At 69.2% G+C, this 15190-nt stretch carries 13 protein-coding genes and 1 other RNA gene; 10 read left to right on the top strand and 4 right to left on the bottom strand.

Annotation, left to right across the window (positions count from 1 at the left end):
- Positions 1-138 precede the first annotated feature (138 nt).
- Positions 139-1332: a phosphoglycerate kinase gene (locus J2852_RS22260; RefSeq protein ID WP_209879908.1), complete on the top strand. Its 1194-nt coding sequence runs from the start codon at positions 139-141 to the stop codon at positions 1330-1332.
- 170 nt (positions 1333-1502) lie between these two features.
- Positions 1503-3992 (top strand): ATP-binding protein, encoded by a 2490-nt coding sequence (locus J2852_RS22255; protein WP_209879905.1) that lies wholly within the window; start codon positions 1503-1505, stop codon positions 3990-3992.
- A gap of 5 nt (positions 3993-3997) precedes the next feature.
- On the opposite strand, the gene J2852_RS22250 is transcribed toward J2852_RS22255, so the two are convergent.
- Positions 3998-5203, bottom strand: a complete 1206-nt coding sequence (locus J2852_RS22250; protein ID WP_209879902.1) for an MFS transporter — start codon at positions 5201-5203, stop codon at positions 3998-4000.
- Positions 5204-5304: 101 nt separating this feature from the next.
- Here J2852_RS22250 and J2852_RS22245 point away from each other — a divergent pair, with 101 nt between their 5' ends.
- The 6 genes from J2852_RS22245 (at position 5305) to J2852_RS22220 (ending at position 9950) form a co-directional block, all read left to right on the top strand.
- On the top strand, positions 5305-6114 hold the full coding sequence (locus J2852_RS22245) for an AraC family transcriptional regulator (RefSeq protein ID WP_209879899.1): 810 nt from the start codon (positions 5305-5307) through the stop codon (positions 6112-6114).
- A 56-nt stretch (positions 6115-6170) separates the two neighbouring features.
- An RNA gene (gene ffs, locus J2852_RS22240) (signal recognition particle sRNA small type) lies at positions 6171-6268 on the top strand.
- Positions 6269-6380: 112 nt separating this feature from the next.
- On the top strand, positions 6381-8228 hold the full coding sequence (locus tag J2852_RS22235) for a DNA polymerase III subunit gamma/tau (protein ID WP_209879896.1): 1848 nt from the start codon (positions 6381-6383) through the stop codon (positions 8226-8228).
- Positions 8229-8231: 3 nt separating this feature from the next.
- On the top strand, positions 8232-8555 hold the full coding sequence (locus tag J2852_RS22230; RefSeq protein ID WP_209879893.1) for a YbaB/EbfC family nucleoid-associated protein: 324 nt from the start codon (positions 8232-8234) through the stop codon (positions 8553-8555).
- Positions 8556-8702: 147 nt separating this feature from the next.
- Complete coding sequence (gene recR / locus J2852_RS22225) at positions 8703-9296, top strand: recombination mediator RecR (protein WP_209879890.1); 594 nt, start codon at positions 8703-8705, stop codon at positions 9294-9296.
- 57 nt (positions 9297-9353) lie between these two features.
- Positions 9354-9950: a DJ-1/PfpI family protein gene (locus tag J2852_RS22220; protein ID WP_209879887.1), complete on the top strand. Its 597-nt coding sequence runs from the start codon at positions 9354-9356 to the stop codon at positions 9948-9950.
- Positions 9951-10001: 51 nt separating this feature from the next.
- Here the strand turns inward: J2852_RS22220 and J2852_RS22215 are convergent, their stop codons facing one another.
- Positions 10002-10538: a c-type cytochrome gene (locus J2852_RS22215; RefSeq protein WP_209879885.1), complete on the bottom strand. Its 537-nt coding sequence runs from the start codon at positions 10536-10538 to the stop codon at positions 10002-10004.
- Between the two features lie 233 nt (positions 10539-10771).
- Between J2852_RS22215 and J2852_RS22210 the strand changes: the two genes are divergently transcribed.
- Both J2852_RS22210 and J2852_RS22205 read left to right on the top strand, forming a co-directional pair.
- Complete coding sequence (locus J2852_RS22210) at positions 10772-11551, top strand: 3-deoxy-manno-octulosonate cytidylyltransferase (protein ID WP_209879882.1); 780 nt, start codon at positions 10772-10774, stop codon at positions 11549-11551.
- 16 nt (positions 11552-11567) lie between these two features.
- Positions 11568-12434, top strand: coding sequence for a prephenate dehydratase (locus J2852_RS22205; RefSeq protein WP_209879879.1), 867 nt, complete (start codon positions 11568-11570; stop codon positions 12432-12434).
- A gap of 43 nt (positions 12435-12477) precedes the next feature.
- Here J2852_RS22205 and J2852_RS22200 read toward each other — a convergent pair whose 3' ends face one another.
- Entirely contained in the window at positions 12478-13962 is a 1485-nt protein-coding gene (locus J2852_RS22200) for a SulP family inorganic anion transporter (RefSeq protein WP_209879875.1), read from the bottom strand.
- A 200-nt stretch (positions 13963-14162) separates the two neighbouring features.
- On the bottom strand, positions 14163-15074 hold the full coding sequence (gene nudC / locus J2852_RS22195; RefSeq protein WP_209879872.1) for an NAD(+) diphosphatase: 912 nt from the start codon (positions 15072-15074) through the stop codon (positions 14163-14165).
- Positions 15075-15190: the final 116 nt, after the last annotated feature.

Raw genomic sequence — 15190 nt, 5'->3', positions numbered from 1 at the left:
CACCGCACGCCTTTTCACCGCATGCCTTTTCGCCGCACACCATTTCGCCACGGGGGGATGACCACGCGGGGCGTTGCAAAGAAAGCGGGGCTGTGCTTGGGTGCGCCCCAAAATTTTCAGCTTGGGGAAACAGCGGCCATGACCGAGTTCAACACCATCGACGACCTCGACGTGAACGGGAAGACGGTGCTGGTGCGCGCCGACCTGAACGTCCCGGTGCAGGACGGCAAGGTCTCCGACACCACCCGCATCGACCGTCTGGCGCCGACCCTGACCGAGCTGTCGCAGAAGGGTGCCAAGGTCGTCGTCCTGTCGCACTTCGGCCGGCCGAAGGGTGGTCCGGACACCAAGAACTCGCTGCGTCAGGTGCTGGAGGAGTTGAGCCGCGCGGTCGGCCAGAAGGTCGCCTTCGCCGAGGATTGCGTCGGCGAGAAGGCCAAGGCCGCCATCGCCGCCGTCCACCCCGGCGCCATCGTCCTGCTGGAGAACACCCGCTTCCACGCTGAGGAAGAAAAGAACGATCCGGCTTTCGCCAAGCAGATCGCCGAGCTGGGCGACCTCTACGTCAACGATGCCTTCTCCGCCGCGCACCGCGCCCACGCCTCGACCGAGGGCGTCGCCCGCCTGCTGCCGTCGGCCGCCGGCCGCCTGATGGAGGCCGAGCTGAAGGCCCTGACGCTGGCGCTGGAGAAGCCGGAGCGTCCGGTCGCCGCCGTGGTCGGCGGCGCCAAGATCTCCACCAAGCTCGACCTGCTCGGCAACATGGTCCGCAAGGTCGACATGCTGGCGCTGGGCGGCGGCATGGCCAACACCTTCCTGTTCGCGCAGGGTGTCGATGTCGGCGCCTCGCTGTGCGAGAAGGACATGGCCGACCAGGCCCGCGCCATCATGGAGACGGCCAAGGCCTCGGGCTGCGAAATCCTGCTGCCCAAGGACTTCGTCGTCGCCAAGGAGTTCAAGGCGGGCGCCGCCAACCGCGTCGTCGAGGCGAACGCCATCGGCGCGGACGAGATGGCGCTGGACGTCGGCCCGGCGACGGTCGAGTTCCTGGGCCTGAAGCTCCAGGGCGCCAAGACCATCGTGTGGAACGGCCCGCTGGGCGCCTTCGAGATCCAGCCCTTCGACGCGGGCACCAACGCGGTCGCCGGTCTGGTGGCAGCGCGCACCGAAAAGGGCGGCCTGCTGTCGGTGGCCGGCGGCGGCGACACCGTCGCGGCGCTGGCCCACGCCGGGGTCGAGGACAAGTTCACCTACATCTCCGCCGCCGGCGGCGCCTTCCTGGAATGGCTGGAAGGCAAGGACCTGCCGGGCGTCGCGGCGCTGAAGAAGTAACAAACGGACACACCGTCCGTTGGAATGTTGCGCGGCGGAAGGGTCGAAGGGCTCTTCCGCCGTTTTTCTTTCAGCCCCGCGCGTTCGACGGGTCGGAACTTTGCTTTTTTCACAGGCGGCACGGCGGCGACACGGTTAGGATCGAGGACATCCTCCAGGGTCTTGCCTCCATGAAGCCGGTTCGCACACCGTCCCTCGTCTTCGGCCTCGCGGCGCTGTGCCTGCTGACGGTGATGTTCGGCCATGGCCTGTACCAGAGCCATCGGCAGCGCATGGCGGATTCGCAGGAGTTGACGGACAAGCTGGCCCGCGCGCTGGAGGAGCACACCCAACACAGTTTCCAGGCCATCGACGGCACCTTGCGGACGACCATCGCGCATCTGCGCTCCCTGCGCGAGACGGGGCAGGATGCGGACGCGCTGGCGCACGGCATCCTGAAGGCCAATCTGGCGACCATGACGCACGCCCGGCAGTTGGCCATCCTCGGCCCGGACGGCAGGGTGCGCCACCACGCGGGGCGGCCGGACCCGGCGCCCGTCAATCTGGCCGACCGCGACTTCTTCAAGGCGCAGGTGGAGCAGGACGCCGGCCTGTTCATCGGCGCGCCCGCGATCAGCCGCAACAACAGCGCGTGGTTCATCGGCGCCAGCCGCCGTCTGACCACCGTCGACGGGCGCTTCGACGGCGTTCTGGTCGCCATCGTCGAGCCGCAGCGGTTCCGCGCCTTCTACAAGGCGCTGCATCCGGGCGAACGGGGCGCGGTGACGCTGCTGCGCCTCGACGGCGCCCTGATCGTCAACGAGCCGTTCGAGGAGGAGATGCTGAGCCGCAGCTACGCGGACATCCCCCTGTTCCGGAAGCATCTGCCCGAGGCGCCGGTCGGACGGTTCCGGCAGATCGCCTCCACGGACGGGGTGGAGCGCACCTACTCCTACCGCCGGGTGGAGGGGCTGCCGCTGGTCGTGGTGATCGGCTCGGCGGTGCAGGACACGCTGGGCGACTGGTGGATCGACGCGCGCCGGCAGGCGGTCGTATGGCTGCTGTGCGTCGCCGGGCTGGGCGCCCTGGCGGCGGTGGCGCTGCGGCACGGGATGGAGCGGGCGCGGGCGCTGCACGCCCTGGCGGAGAGCGAGGAACGCTACCGCCTGATCGCCGACAACGCGTCGGACGCCATCTTCCGCACCCGGCTGGACGGCACGCGCCTCTACGTTTCACCCTCGGTGACGGCGGTGCTGGGCTACACGCCGGAGGAGCTGATGCGCACGCCGCGCATCGAATTCATCCACCCCGACGAGCGCGAGGAGGTCTTCCACACCCTGCACAGCCGCCTTGCCGTATCGGGCCGCGTGGTCCTGCCCTTCCGCGCGGTGCGCAAGGACGGCCGGGTCATCTGGACGGAGACGGCGGTGTCCCTGATCGTCGATCCGCCCAGCGGCCAGAAGGAATGGATCGCGGCCCTGCGCGACGTCAGCGAGCGCAAAGGCATCGAGACCGAACTGCTGGAGGCCAAACGGCAGGCCGAACAGGCGGCGCGCGTCAAGTCGGACTTCCTGGCGACCATGAGCCACGAGATCCGCACGCCGATGAACGGCGTCGTCGGCTTCGCCAACCTGCTGCTGGAAACGCCGCTGTCGCCGGAGCAGGAGCGCTTCGCCACCCACGTGCGCGACGCCGGCCGGTCCTTGATGACCGTCATCAACGACATCCTGGACTTCTCGCGGCTGGAGGCCGGACGGCTGGAGTTGCGCGAGGCGCCCTTCGCCCCCCGGCCGCTGGTCGAAAGCTGCGGCGCCATCGTCCGTCTCGCGGCGGAAGAGAAGGGGCTGGCTCTGCATCTGGACGTGGCCGACGACGTGCCGGAACGGTTGCTGGGCGACCCCGACCGCATCCGCCAGATCCTGCTGAATCTGCTGGGCAACGCGGTGAAGTTCACGGAGGCCGGCAGCGTCACCGTCCGCGTCACCCGGCAGGCGGAGCGCGGGGCCGAACCGCGCGTCGTCCTGTCCGTGACCGACACCGGCCCCGGCATTCCGGAGGACAAGCAGCCGCTGCTGTTCCAGAAGTTCGGGCAGATCGACCGCTCCCACGGGGGCACCGGCCTTGGGCTCGCCATCAGCCGGCAGTTGGCGGAGATCATGGGCGGCGGCATCGGCGTGACGAGCCGCACCGGGGTCGGCAGCACCTTCTGGTTCACGCTGCCGCTGCGCGAACCGCCAGCCGGGAACGAGGCCGCCGAGGCGCCCCGCGCGGCTTCGGCCACCGGAACGGGACGCATCCTCGTCGTCGAGGATCTGGCGATGAACCGGGAGCTGGTGACCCGCCTGCTCACCCTGGCCGGGCACGCGGTGGTGTGCGCGGAGGACGGCGCCCAGGCGGTGGAGGCGATGCGGCGCGAGCGCTTCGACCTCGTGCTGATGGACGTGCACATGCCGGTGATGGACGGGCTGGAAGCGACCCGTGCCATCCGTGCCCTGCCCGGCCCGGCGGCCCGCACGCCGATCCTGGCGCTGACCGCCAGCGCCTTGCCCGACGAGGTCGCCGGCTACCGCGCCGCCGGCATGGAGGGCTCCATCACCAAGCCGGTGGACAAGGCCCTGCTGCTCGACACCGTCGCCCGATACGTGCGGGCGACGGCGCCGACGGAGGACACGGCGGTGTAGCCGCCTTACCCGGCCGTCGCGGGAGCGGGCGCCGGACGCGCCTCCACCTCGCCGGGGCGGTCGGGGAAGAACAGCGCGGACAGGAAGATCGCCGCGCCGCCCGCCGCCAGCACGGGGAACAGGACGTCGAAGCCCCCCGACCGTTCGTACAGGACCGCGACCAGCGGCACCGCCGCCGCGCTCGCCGCGAAGGAGACCAGATAGCGGACGGCGTAGGCCCGCGCCCGCCATCCCTCGTCGGTGTATTTCGCCACCATGGTGTCGTTGATGGTCACCTGCCCGAAGATCGCGAACATCATCACCACCGCCACGGCGACCAGGGTCCAGCCCGAGGAGGTCGCGGCCAGCATCAGGCAGGGCGCCTGCAACACCGACAGCGGGACGAAGATCCGGCGCAGCGTGTGCCGGTCCACCAGACGGCCGACGATCAGCTGCGACGTGGCGCCGATGACGTAGACGCCGAACACCAGGGCGCCGATGCCGACGGGCGTCGCGCCGAGCGCCGCCATCCGCTCGTCGAACAGCTTGGGCATGGCGATGACCGCCGCGTTGAACACCACGCCGCCGGCCACGGTGGTCACCGCCAGCACCGCGAAGGCGCGGACGACCACGGCGCGCGGCAGCCGGGCCGCCTGCCGCGCCGCCGCCTTCCGGACGGCGGGCAGGTCGGGCAGCATCGCCAGCAGGGCGACGCCCGCCAGCATCGACAGAACGCCCGGCACGACGAAGGCCCACCGCCAGCCGAACCACTGCGTCAGGCCGCCGGTCGCCAGGGCGGCGAAAGCGATGCCGAGGTTGCCGTAAACGCCGTTGATCCCGATGTCGCGGCCCATGCGCTGCGCGTGCGCCGTCAGCAGCGCCGTGCCAACCGGGTGATAGATGGCGCCGAACAGGCCGATGCCGGTCAGCCCCACCGCCAGCGCCATCGGCGTGGACGCCAGCCCGGTGAGGACGGCGGCGCCCCCCATACCCAGGAAGAACACCGCCATCATGTTCCGCCGGCTCCACGTGTCGCCGAGCCAGCCCGCCGGAAGCGATCCGGCGCCGAACGCGATGAAGCCGCCGAGCGACAGGGGCAGAAGCTCCCCATAGGACATCCCGAAGCTCTCCCCCATGCCGAGCACGGCGGTCGGGAAGACCAGCATCAGCAGATGGTCCATGAAATGGCCGACGTTGACGAACGCGATCACGCGCCGGGCGTGGGGCGGCATGGCGGGGGCACTCCTCTTTCTCCGTTGCATTAGGGCATTGGCGAGGATAAAGGCGTCCGCCATACTGCGTCCGGCCAGATTTCGTCGCGAAACGGACAAGCATGCGCGTCCCCTGCACCAACCCCTGGGCTCACGAGCACCGGCCGCAGCCGATCCTGGCGATGGCGAAGGAGTATCCGCACGGTGCCCGAGTCGCTCCGCACCGGCACGGGCGCGCCCAGCTTCTGTTCGCGACCTCCGGCACAATGCGGGTAACCACCGCCGACAGCGCATGGATCGTGCCGCCGCTGCGGGCGGTCTGGATTCCGCCGGGGATGGAGCACGCGTTGCAGATGACCGGCGCCCTGTCCATGCGCACCCTGTTCATCACGCCGTCGGCGGCGCCCTTCATGCCGGACGGCTCCTGCCGGGTGATCGAGGTGTCCGGCCTGCTGCGCGCCCTGATCCTCGCGGCGGTGGAGGAGGCGGAGGACGGCGCGCGGGCGGAGATGATCGGCGGGCTGATCCTGAACGAGCTGGAACGCGCCGCCGAGGTGCCGCTGCGCCTTCCCCTGCCGCGCGACCCGCGTCTGGCCGCGCTCTGCCGCGCCCTTCTGGACGATCCCACCCAGGACGACACGCTGGAGGCCTGGGCGGAGCGCGCCGGGGCCAGCGCCCGCACCCTGGCCCGGCTGTTCCTGCGCGAAACCGGTCTGACCTTCGGGGCGTGGCGTCAGCAGGCGCGGCTGGCCGAAGCAATGGCGGGGCTGGCGCTGGGGCGGTCGGTCGCGGAGGTGGCCCGCGCCGCCGGCTACGGCAGCGCCAGCGCCTTCACCGCCATGTTCCGCCGCGCCCTGGGCGCCACGCCGAGCCAGTATTTCGACGCGGGGGCTGCGCGGCCGAGCTCGTCGCCGGGGCGCGCCGTGTCGTAACGCACCATGTCGGAATCACCTTGCATATGACGGCCCCATCGCCGATATAAGGCGCGGGAGGCTGGCGGCGGACGAGTCCCTCGCCAACCCGGTCAGGTCCGGAAGGAAGCAGCCGCAACGAGTTTCGGCTCGGGTCGTTTGTCCAGTCTCCCACCTTCTACCCTCAACCCCCCCTCAACATCGTGGTAGCGAATTGAAACGGCGACAGCCTTGCGCCGTGACGCTATTCTGCGCTCCGTCGTGAAGCCGATTTCCGGGCCAGCCGCGTGACCGATACCACTGTTGCCGAAAATTCCGCCGAAACCGCTGGGACTCCCGCGACCGGGCTCGCCTACCGAGTGCTGGCGCGCAAGTACCGGCCGAAGACCTTCGCCGAGCTGATCGGGCAGGACGCGCTGGTCCGCACGCTGACCAACGCCATCAACTCCGGCCGCATCGCCCAGGCCTTCATGCTGACCGGCGTGCGCGGCGTGGGCAAGACGACCACCGCCCGCATCATCGCCCGCGCGCTGAACTGCACCGGCCCGGACGGCACCGGCGGGCCGACGGTCACCCCCTGCGGCGTCTGCGACAACTGCCGCGCCATCGCGGAGGACCGGCACGTCGATGTGATGGAAATGGACGCCGCCAGCCACACCGGCGTGGACGACATCCGCGAAATCATCGAGGGCGTGCGCTATTCCCCCGTCTCGGCGCGCTACAAGCTGTACATCATCGACGAGGTCCACATGCTCTCCAAGAGCGCGTTCAACGCGCTCCTGAAGACGCTGGAGGAACCGCCGGCCCATGTGAAGTTCGTCTTCGCCACCACCGAAATCCGCAAGGTTCCGGTCACGGTGCTGTCGCGCTGCCAGCGCTTCGACCTGCGGCGCGTCGATGCGCAGGTGCTGAAGGAGCATTTCACCCGCGTGACGGGGCTGGAGGGTTCCAGCATCGAGCCGGACGCCGCGTCGCTGATCGCGCGCGCCGCCGACGGGTCGGTGCGCGACGGGCTGTCGCTGCTGGATCAAGCCATCGCGCTGGCCGCCGGGACCGTGACCGCGCAGCAGGTGCGCGACATGCTGGGCCTCGCCGACCGGTCGAAGGTCATCGACCTGTTCGAGGCCGCCGTCACCGCCAAGCCGGCGGAGGCCATGGACATCCTGGCCGACCTGCACCGCGTCGGCGCCGATCCGGTGGTGATCCTCCAGGACCTGCTGGACCTCGTGCACAACCTGACCCGCCTGAAGGTGGTGCCGGAGACGGCCAACGACCTGTCGCTGCCCGAGGCGGAGCGGACGCGCGGCGCGGCGCTGTCCGGGCGGCTCGGCATGCCGGCGCTGACGCGAGCGTGGCAGCTGCTTCTGAAGGGGCTGGGCGAGGTGCAGGCGGCACCGGTGCCGCAGCAGGCGCTGGAGATGGTCATCGTGCGGCTGTCCTACGCTGCCGACCTGCCGACGCCGGGCGAGTTGATCCGCCAATTCCAGAACGCGAACAACGGTGGGAACGGGAGTGCCGGCGGCGGTCCCGCGCCGCGCGGTCCGGGTGGCGGGCCGGTGGCCGTCGCCGGAACCAGCGTGCGCGCCGTGGCCCGGCCAGTGGAGGCACAGGCCGCGCCGCAGCCGGTGGAGGCCGTGGCGGTCGCGGCGGAAGAGCGCCTGCCGATGCCGCGCGACTTCAAGGCCCTCGTCCAGCTGTTCGCCGACCAGCGCGAGGGCGCGCTCTACGGCCACCTGACCGGTAGCGCGCACCTCGTGCGCATGGAGCCGGGGCGGCTGGAGCTGCGGCTGAAGTCGGTCGCACCGCCCACCCTGCCGAATCGCGTCGGCCAACTGTTGACGGAATGGACCGGGCATCGCTGGGTGGTGATCGTGTCGGACGCTCCGGGCGAACCGACGCTGGCCGAGCAGGAGCAGGCGGCGATTCAGCGCGCCTTCGCGGAGGCGGAGGCCAACCCGGTGGTGCGCGCCGTTCTGGACGCCTTTCCCGGCGCCAAGATCGCCGAGGTCCGCGACCTCGCGGCCACGGTTGAAGCCGAGCCCCCGGTTGCGGATGACGGCGAGACTCCCGACCTTATGGTCATGCAGCAGGAAGACGGGGTTTATTACCCGCTCGACGATGAAGGAGATTTCTGACCCATGAAGAACCTCGGCCAGATGATGAAGCAGGCCCAGCAGATGCAGACGAAGATGGCGGAGATGCAGAACCGCCTGGGCGAGGTCGAGGTGACCGGCCAGTCGGGCGCCGGCATGGTCCAGGTCACCATCAACGGCAAGAGCGAGATGAAGAAGGTCAAGCTCGACAAGTCCATCGTCGATCCGAACGACACGGAGATGCTGGAAGACCTGATCGTCGCCGCCTTCAACGACGCCAAGACCAAGGCCGAGCAGCTCGTCGCCGAAGAGACCCAGAAGATGATGGGCGGCCTGAAGCTGCCGCCGGGCATGAAGCTGCCGTTCTGATCCTTACTCAGCCGCCAGGACACGGATGAACGCGGACGGTCCAATCTGTGTTCATCTGTGTCCATCTGTGTCAAATCCCTCCTTGTGAATTGGGAATTTAGACACAGATGAACACAGATAGACACCGATGAACTCCGTTGTTTTTCCATGATCGGACCTGAAATCGAGCGGCTGATCCACCTGCTGTCCAAGCTTCCGGGGCTGGGTCCCCGGTCGGCGCGGCGGGCGGCGCTGCATCTGATGAAGCGGCGCGACACCCTGCTGGTGCCGCTGTCGGAGGCCATGGCGCTGGCCGGCGAGGCGATCCGCGGCTGCTCGGTCTGCGGCAACCTGGACAGCCGCGATCCCTGCACCGTCTGTTCCGACCCGACGCGCGACCGCGCCACTATCTGCGTAGTGGAGGATGCCGGCGACCTGTGGGCGCTGGAGCGCACGCGCGCCTTTCGCGGCACCTACCATGTGCTGGGCGGCGTTCTGTCGGCCTTGCAGGGCGTTGGGCCGGACGACCTGAACATCCCCGCTCTGGTGGAGCGGGCCAAGGACCCGGCGGTTCGGGAAGTCATCCTGGCGCTGAACGCAACCGTGGACGGCCAGACCACCGCCCATGTGGTGACCGACCGGCTGGCCGGCACGGACGTCGCCGTCTCCCGCCTCGCCCACGGCGTGCCGGTGGGTGGGGAGTTGGATTATCTGGACGACGGGACCCTGACGGCGGCGCTGAAGGCGCGGCGGCCGCTTTAGTTTTCAAAAACGACGAACGGCAGCCATAATCGGGGCGAACAACAAGCGAGCCCCGCCATGCGCACCGCCGTCCTGACCTTCGACGGATTCAACGAGCTGGACTCCTTCATCGCGTCCGCCCTGTTGAACCGGGTCAACCGCCCCGGCTGGAAAGCCGAGATCACCAGCCCCACCCCGGTCGTCACCTCCATGAACGGCGTGCGCGTGGAGCGCCAGCAGCCGCTTTCCTTCGCACGGGAGGCCGACATCGTGCTCGTCGGCAGCGGCGTGAGGACCCGCGACATTGCGCGGGATGAAAAGATTTTGCAGGAATTGGCTCTCGACCCGTCGCGTCAGCTGATTGGCGCACAATGCAGCGGCGCGCTGTTGCTGTCAGCTTTGGGTCTTTTGGAGAACGTGCCGGCCTGCACGGACACGGTCACGAAGCCGTGGGCCGTCGAGGCGGGCATCACCGTGCTGGAGCAGCCGTTCCACGCGGTCGGCAACATCGCCACGGCCGGCGGCTGTCTGGGGTCCCATTATCTGGCGGGATGGGTCATCGCGCGCGGGGCCGGCCGCGAGGAGGCGGAGGCTATCCTGCACTACGTCGCCCCGGTGGGCCAGAAGGACGAGTATCTGGCGCGGGCCATGGCGGTGATCGGCCCTTACCTGTGAGGAGCCCCTTCCCCCGCTGGGCGGGGGAGGGATTGAACGCCCCTTGCCCCCTTACTGCGGCAGCGGGGCCGGGTTGTCGGAGAGGGAGCGGAGATAGGCGATGACGTTCGCGCGCTCCTGATCCTTCTTCAGGCCGGCAAAGGTCATCTTGGTGCCCGGCGCATAGGCCTTCGGGTCGTAGAGGAACTTGTTCAGCTCGTCGTAGTTCCAGTCGCCGGCCTTGCCCTTGATGGCGTCGGAATAGGCGAAGCCGTCGATGTGGCCGTGCTTGGCCCCGACGATGCCGTAGAGGTTCGGGCCGACCTTGTTGGCGCCGCCCTTATCGAAGCTGTGGCAGGCGGCGCAGGCCTTGGACGCCGCTTGGCCGGCCGCCGGATCGGCGCTGGCGAGCAGCGGGCCGATGGGGGCCGGGCCGGACGGTGCCGCGGCGGTCTCCGCCTTGCCCTGGCCTTCCGGCATGGCGACCACGTAGGCGGCCTTCTCCAGCTGTCTCGGATGCACCAGCACCTCGGCGACGAAGCCCGACAACATGGCGATCAAACCCGCCAGCAGCACGGCGCCGAATATCTTGTTCCACTCCATGCTCATTGCGTCTCTATCCCTTTATTCGTTTGCCCTGCGGGGTGACCGCCCGTGATCGAGGCGTTCCATCGGAGGCGTTTCATCGAACGATAGCGCGCGCGCCGCCGCTTGTCATCGCCCCGGCGGGGGGACGGACAAGCGCAAGCGTTGCCTGAATGTTGGTGCCGCGACGCTTGACGAAAAGAGGGATCCATGGTTCACCCGCGCCAATTCCCAGACGTGACACGGGTCCAAGTCCGATGAGCGCCGCCAATCCCCCGCCCTCAAATCCCCCGCCATCGAATCCGATCGTGGTCATCCCGGCCCGCATGGCGTCCACCCGCCTGCCCGGCAAGCCGCTGGCCGACATCGCGGGGGAGCCGATGATCGTCCAGGTCTGGCGCCGCGCCATGGAGGCGGAGATCGGCCCCGTGGTCGTCGCCTGCGCCGAGCCGGAGATCGCCAGGGCCATCGAGGCGGCGGGCGGCACCGCCGTGCTGACCCGGCCGGACCATCCGTCGGGCTCCGACCGCATCTTCGAGGCGGTCAGCCTGCTCGACCCCGAGGAGAAGTACGACGCGGTGGTCAACGTGCAGGGCGATCTGCCGACCGTCGAACCCGCCGTGGTCCGCGCGGCTTTCGCGCCGCTGTCCGACCCGCAGGTGGACATCGCCACGCTGGTCGTGGAGATCACCCGCGAGGAGGAGCGGACCGACCCCAACGTGGTGAAGGCAATCATCGAGCTGCCGCCGGGCGCCAGGCGCGGCCGGGCGCTGTACTTCAGCCGCACCACCGCGCCGTGGGGCGACGGGCCGCTGTACCACCACATCGGGCTGTACGCCTACCGCCGCGCCGCGCTGGAGCGCTACGTGCGGCTGCCGCCGTCGGTGCTGGAGCAGCGCGAGAAGCTGGAACAGCTGCGGGCGCTCGCCTTCGGCATGCGCATCGACGCCGCCGTCGTTGACGCGGTTCCGCTCGGCGTCGATACTCCGGCCGACCTGGAGCGCGCCCGCGCGATCCTGGCCAAACGCAGCTCATAATTTAAAGAAAAATCCCATGCCGACCTCGAACGTGATCGCCTTTCAGGGCTTCCCCGGCGCCTACTCCGACCTGTCGTGCCGGAACGTCTTTCCGGAGATGACGACGCTGCCCTGCGCCACGTTCGAGGACGCCTTCGCCGCCGTGCGCGAAGGGCGCGCGGCGCTCGCCATGATCCCGGTCGAGAATTCGGTCGCCGGCCGCGTGGCGGACAACCACCATCTGCTGCCCGAAGGCGGCCTGCACATCATCGGCGAGCATTTCCAGCGGGTGAACCACCAGCTGCTCGCCCCGAAGGGCGCCACGCTGGACAGCATCAAGACGGTGCGCAGCCACATCCAGGCGCTGTCCCAGTGCCGCAAGATGATCCGCGAACTGGGGCTGGAGGCGATCAGCCACGCCGACACCGCCGGGGCCGCCGTCGAGATCGCCAAGCTGAACGACCCGCGGCACGCCGCTATCGCCTCCTCGCTGGCCGCCGAGATCTACGGGCTGGACATCCTGAAGGGCAGCATCGAGGACGCGGAGCACAACACCACCCGCTTCCTGATCCTGGCGCGCGAGCCGAAGCTGCCGCCCGTGGGTACGGGAAAGGTCATCACCACCTTCGTCTTCCGCGTCCGCAGCGTGCCGGCCGCGCTGTACAAGGCGATGGGCGGATTCGCCACCAACGGCGTCAACATGACCAAGCTGGAAAGCTACATGGTCGGCGGGCAATTCCACCAGACCCAGTTCTACGCCGATGTGGAAGGCCACCCCGACGAGCGGCCCCTGCGGCTGGCGCTGGAGGAGCTGGACTTCTTCGCCCGCGAGGTGAAGATCCTGGGCGTCTATCCGGCCAACCCCTTCCGCTATCAGGAAAGCCAGCGGGTCGGCGAAGACTGAAACCGAAAAAGAAAGGGCGGCCTACGGGGCCGCCCTTTTCGCATCAGTGGCCGAGTTGCGCCGCCAGTTCCGGCTTGTCGTGACGGCCGAGGCGGTCGATCAGCGTGGCGCTGGCCTCGTTCAGGCCGATCAGCTGGACGTCGGCACCGGCGCGGCGGAAGCGCATCACCACCTTGTCCACCGCCGCGACGGCGGTCAGGTCCCAGAAATGGGCGCGCGTCAGGTCGATGACCACGCGCTCCGCCCCGGCGCCCGTGTCGAAGGAGCGGGCGAAGCGGTCGGCCGAGGCGAAAAAGACCTGACCATGGGCGTGGTAGGTGCGCGTGCGGCCGTCGGCCCCCGGCTCCACCGACACGCCGACGTGGCGGGCGATCTTGCGGACGAAGAACACCGCGCTCAGCAGCACGCCGACGAACACGCCCTTGGACAGGTCATGGGTCGCGACGATGGTGGCGGTGGTCACCAGCATCACGATGGTCGAGCCCACCGGCACCGTCCGGATGCGGGTCAGAGAGCGCCAGTCGAAGGTGTTGACCGACACCATGATCATCACGGCGACCAGCGCCGCCATGGGGATGCGAACCAGACACTCCTGCAAGGCCACGACCAGCACCAGCAGCACGCTGCCCGCCACGAAGGCGGACAGGCGGCCGCGACCGCCGGAGGTCACGTTGATGACCGACTGCCCGATCATGGCGCAGCCGGCCATACCGCCGAACAGGCCGGCGACGATGTTGGCGATGCCCTGGCCGCGCGCTTCCACGTTCTTGTCGCTGCGCGTGTCGGTCAGGTCGTCCACGATGGCGGCGGTCAGCAGCGATTCCAGAAGGCCCACGAAACACAGGGTGATCGCCACCGGCAGGATGATCCACAGCGTGTCCAGCGTCAGCGGCACATTGGGCAGGGCGAAGGCTGGCAGCTCCGTCGGCAGCTGGCCCATGTCGCCCACCGTGCGCACGTCAGCGCCGGTCAGCATCGCCACCGCCGTCAGGACCGCGATGGCGATCAGCGGCGCCGGCACCGCCTTGGTCAGGCGCGGCCACAGGACGAGCATGGCCAGACCGGCCGCGACCATCGCATAGGTCTGCCAGGTAACGCCGATCAGCTCCGGCGTCTGGGCCATGAAAATCAGGATCGCCAGCGCGTTGACGAAGCCGGTCATGACCGAGCGGGAGATGAAGCGCATGTAGCGCCCCAGCCGCAGCAGGCCCATACCGATCTGCAGCACGCCGGTCAGCAGCGTCGCGGCCAGCAGGTAGTCAAGCCCATGGTCCTTCACCAGATCGGCCATCACCAGCGCCATGGCCCCGGTCGCCGCCGAGATCATGCCGGGCCGTCCGCCGACAAAGGCGATGGTCACGGCGATGCAGAAGGAGGCGTAGAGCCCGACCTTGGGGTCCACGCCGGCGATGATGGAAAAGGCGATCGCTTCGGGAATGAGCGCGAGGGCCACGACCAGCCCGGCGAGAACGTCGCCACGCGCATTGCCGAACCACTCCGCGCGGAGTCGTTTCAAATCGAACGTCATCGGATTTCTTTTGGGAACAGGGAAAGGGATCGCGCGAATCGCGCGGTGAAGAGGCAAGCGATGTGTCCAAAGGCACGGCACGCCGCACCCGGCCCGGACAGAGGGCCAGGGGGGATCAGAACAGGTCGATCAAGGCGGCGTATTGCGGTGCAGCATGCCACAACCCTAGCAGAGCGCGCCGGCCGTGGCAATTCATCCGGTCAGTCGCCCGCGGCGATCCACTCATCGATCATGCGCCGCGCGATGCTGTCGCGGCGGGCGAGGCGGAAGTCGTCGCCGGGGGTGTGGTCCCGCAGAAAGGCGCGGTCGAACCAGCGGGCGGTTTCCAGCTCGTCCTGATCGGCGCGGATGTCGAAGTCCACCGCCCGCGCGCTGAAGCCCAGCATGAGGGATGACGGAAACGGCCAGGGCTGGGAGGAATGGTAGCGGATGTCGGTGACGGTCAGGCCGACTTCCTCCTGCACCTCGCGGGCGACGGCGTCCTCCAGGCTCTCGCCCGGTTCCACGAAGCCGGCCAGGACGGAGTGCATGCCGGGCGGAAAGCGGGAGTTGCGGCCCAGCACCATCCGGCCGCCGCCGTCGTGCACCAGCATGATGACCGCCGGGTCGGTGCGCGGGAAATGGTGGGTGGCGCAGTCCGGGTTGGTGCAGACGCGGACGTGCCCGGCCTCCGCGCTCTCGGCCGGGGAGCCGCAGACGCCGCAGAAGCGGTGCCGTGCGTTCCACCAGACGATGCCCCGCGCGTAGGCGCACAGGCCGGCCTCCCCCGCTTCCATCAATGGGCCGGCAACGCGCAGATCCTCGAACCGGCCAAGGCCGGCGAGGGCCGGATGCTCCTCCGGCGTCTCGTGAGTGGAGAGATCCAGGGCGAACAGCGGCGCGCCGGACCACAGGCCGAGGAAGATGGGGTCGCCCTCGACGCCCAGGCTGGCGGGGGTGAAAACCGCGCAGGGCGATTCGGCGGGCCCGCCGACGAAGCTGCGCGTCCGCCAAACGGGAATGACCCGCGCCGCGGGCGAGGCCCAGGCCTCTGCCAGCCAGTCCTTGTCCTTGCGGCGAAGCGCGGCACGGTCGAGCGGAACGCCCGCGTAGATGTTGGGTCGGTCGAGCATGGGCGAGAGGCTGCCACAAGGCCGGGCGGCACGGAAGTGCCCGGCGGTGCAATCCTCCACCTTTCCGGTTTGCGGCCGTCTGCCTCGCGTTTAGGATGCCGCTCCCCTTCCCCTCG

The organism is Azospirillum soli (assembly GCF_017876165.1).
Lineage (GTDB): Bacteria > Pseudomonadota > Alphaproteobacteria > Azospirillales > Azospirillaceae > Azospirillum > Azospirillum soli.
This window is presented reverse-complemented; position numbering and strand designations above follow the sequence as displayed.

Coding starts and splice junctions, on each gene's coding strand:
- J2852_RS22260 (WP_209879908.1), top strand. CDS start 139: ATGACCGAGTTCAACACCATCGACGACCTCGACGTGAACGGGAAGACG.
- J2852_RS22255 (WP_209879905.1), top strand. CDS start 1,503: ATGAAGCCGGTTCGCACACCGTCCCTCGTCTTCGGCCTCGCGGCGCTG.
- J2852_RS22250 (WP_209879902.1), bottom strand. CDS start 5,203: ATGCCGCCCCACGCCCGGCGCGTGATCGCGTTCGTCAACGTCGGCCAT.
- J2852_RS22245 (WP_209879899.1), top strand. CDS start 5,305: ATGCGCGTCCCCTGCACCAACCCCTGGGCTCACGAGCACCGGCCGCAG.
- J2852_RS22230 (WP_209879893.1), top strand. CDS start 8,232: ATGAAGAACCTCGGCCAGATGATGAAGCAGGCCCAGCAGATGCAGACG.
- recR (WP_209879890.1), top strand. CDS start 8,703: ATGATCGGACCTGAAATCGAGCGGCTGATCCACCTGCTGTCCAAGCTT.
- J2852_RS22220 (WP_209879887.1), top strand. CDS start 9,354: ATGCGCACCGCCGTCCTGACCTTCGACGGATTCAACGAGCTGGACTCC.
- J2852_RS22215 (WP_209879885.1), bottom strand. CDS start 10,538: ATGAGCATGGAGTGGAACAAGATATTCGGCGCCGTGCTGCTGGCGGGT.
- J2852_RS22210 (WP_209879882.1), top strand. CDS start 10,772: ATGAGCGCCGCCAATCCCCCGCCCTCAAATCCCCCGCCATCGAATCCG.
- J2852_RS22205 (WP_209879879.1), top strand. CDS start 11,568: ATGCCGACCTCGAACGTGATCGCCTTTCAGGGCTTCCCCGGCGCCTAC.
- J2852_RS22200 (WP_209879875.1), bottom strand. CDS start 13,962: ATGACGTTCGATTTGAAACGACTCCGCGCGGAGTGGTTCGGCAATGCG.
- nudC (WP_209879872.1), bottom strand. CDS start 15,074: ATGCTCGACCGACCCAACATCTACGCGGGCGTTCCGCTCGACCGTGCC.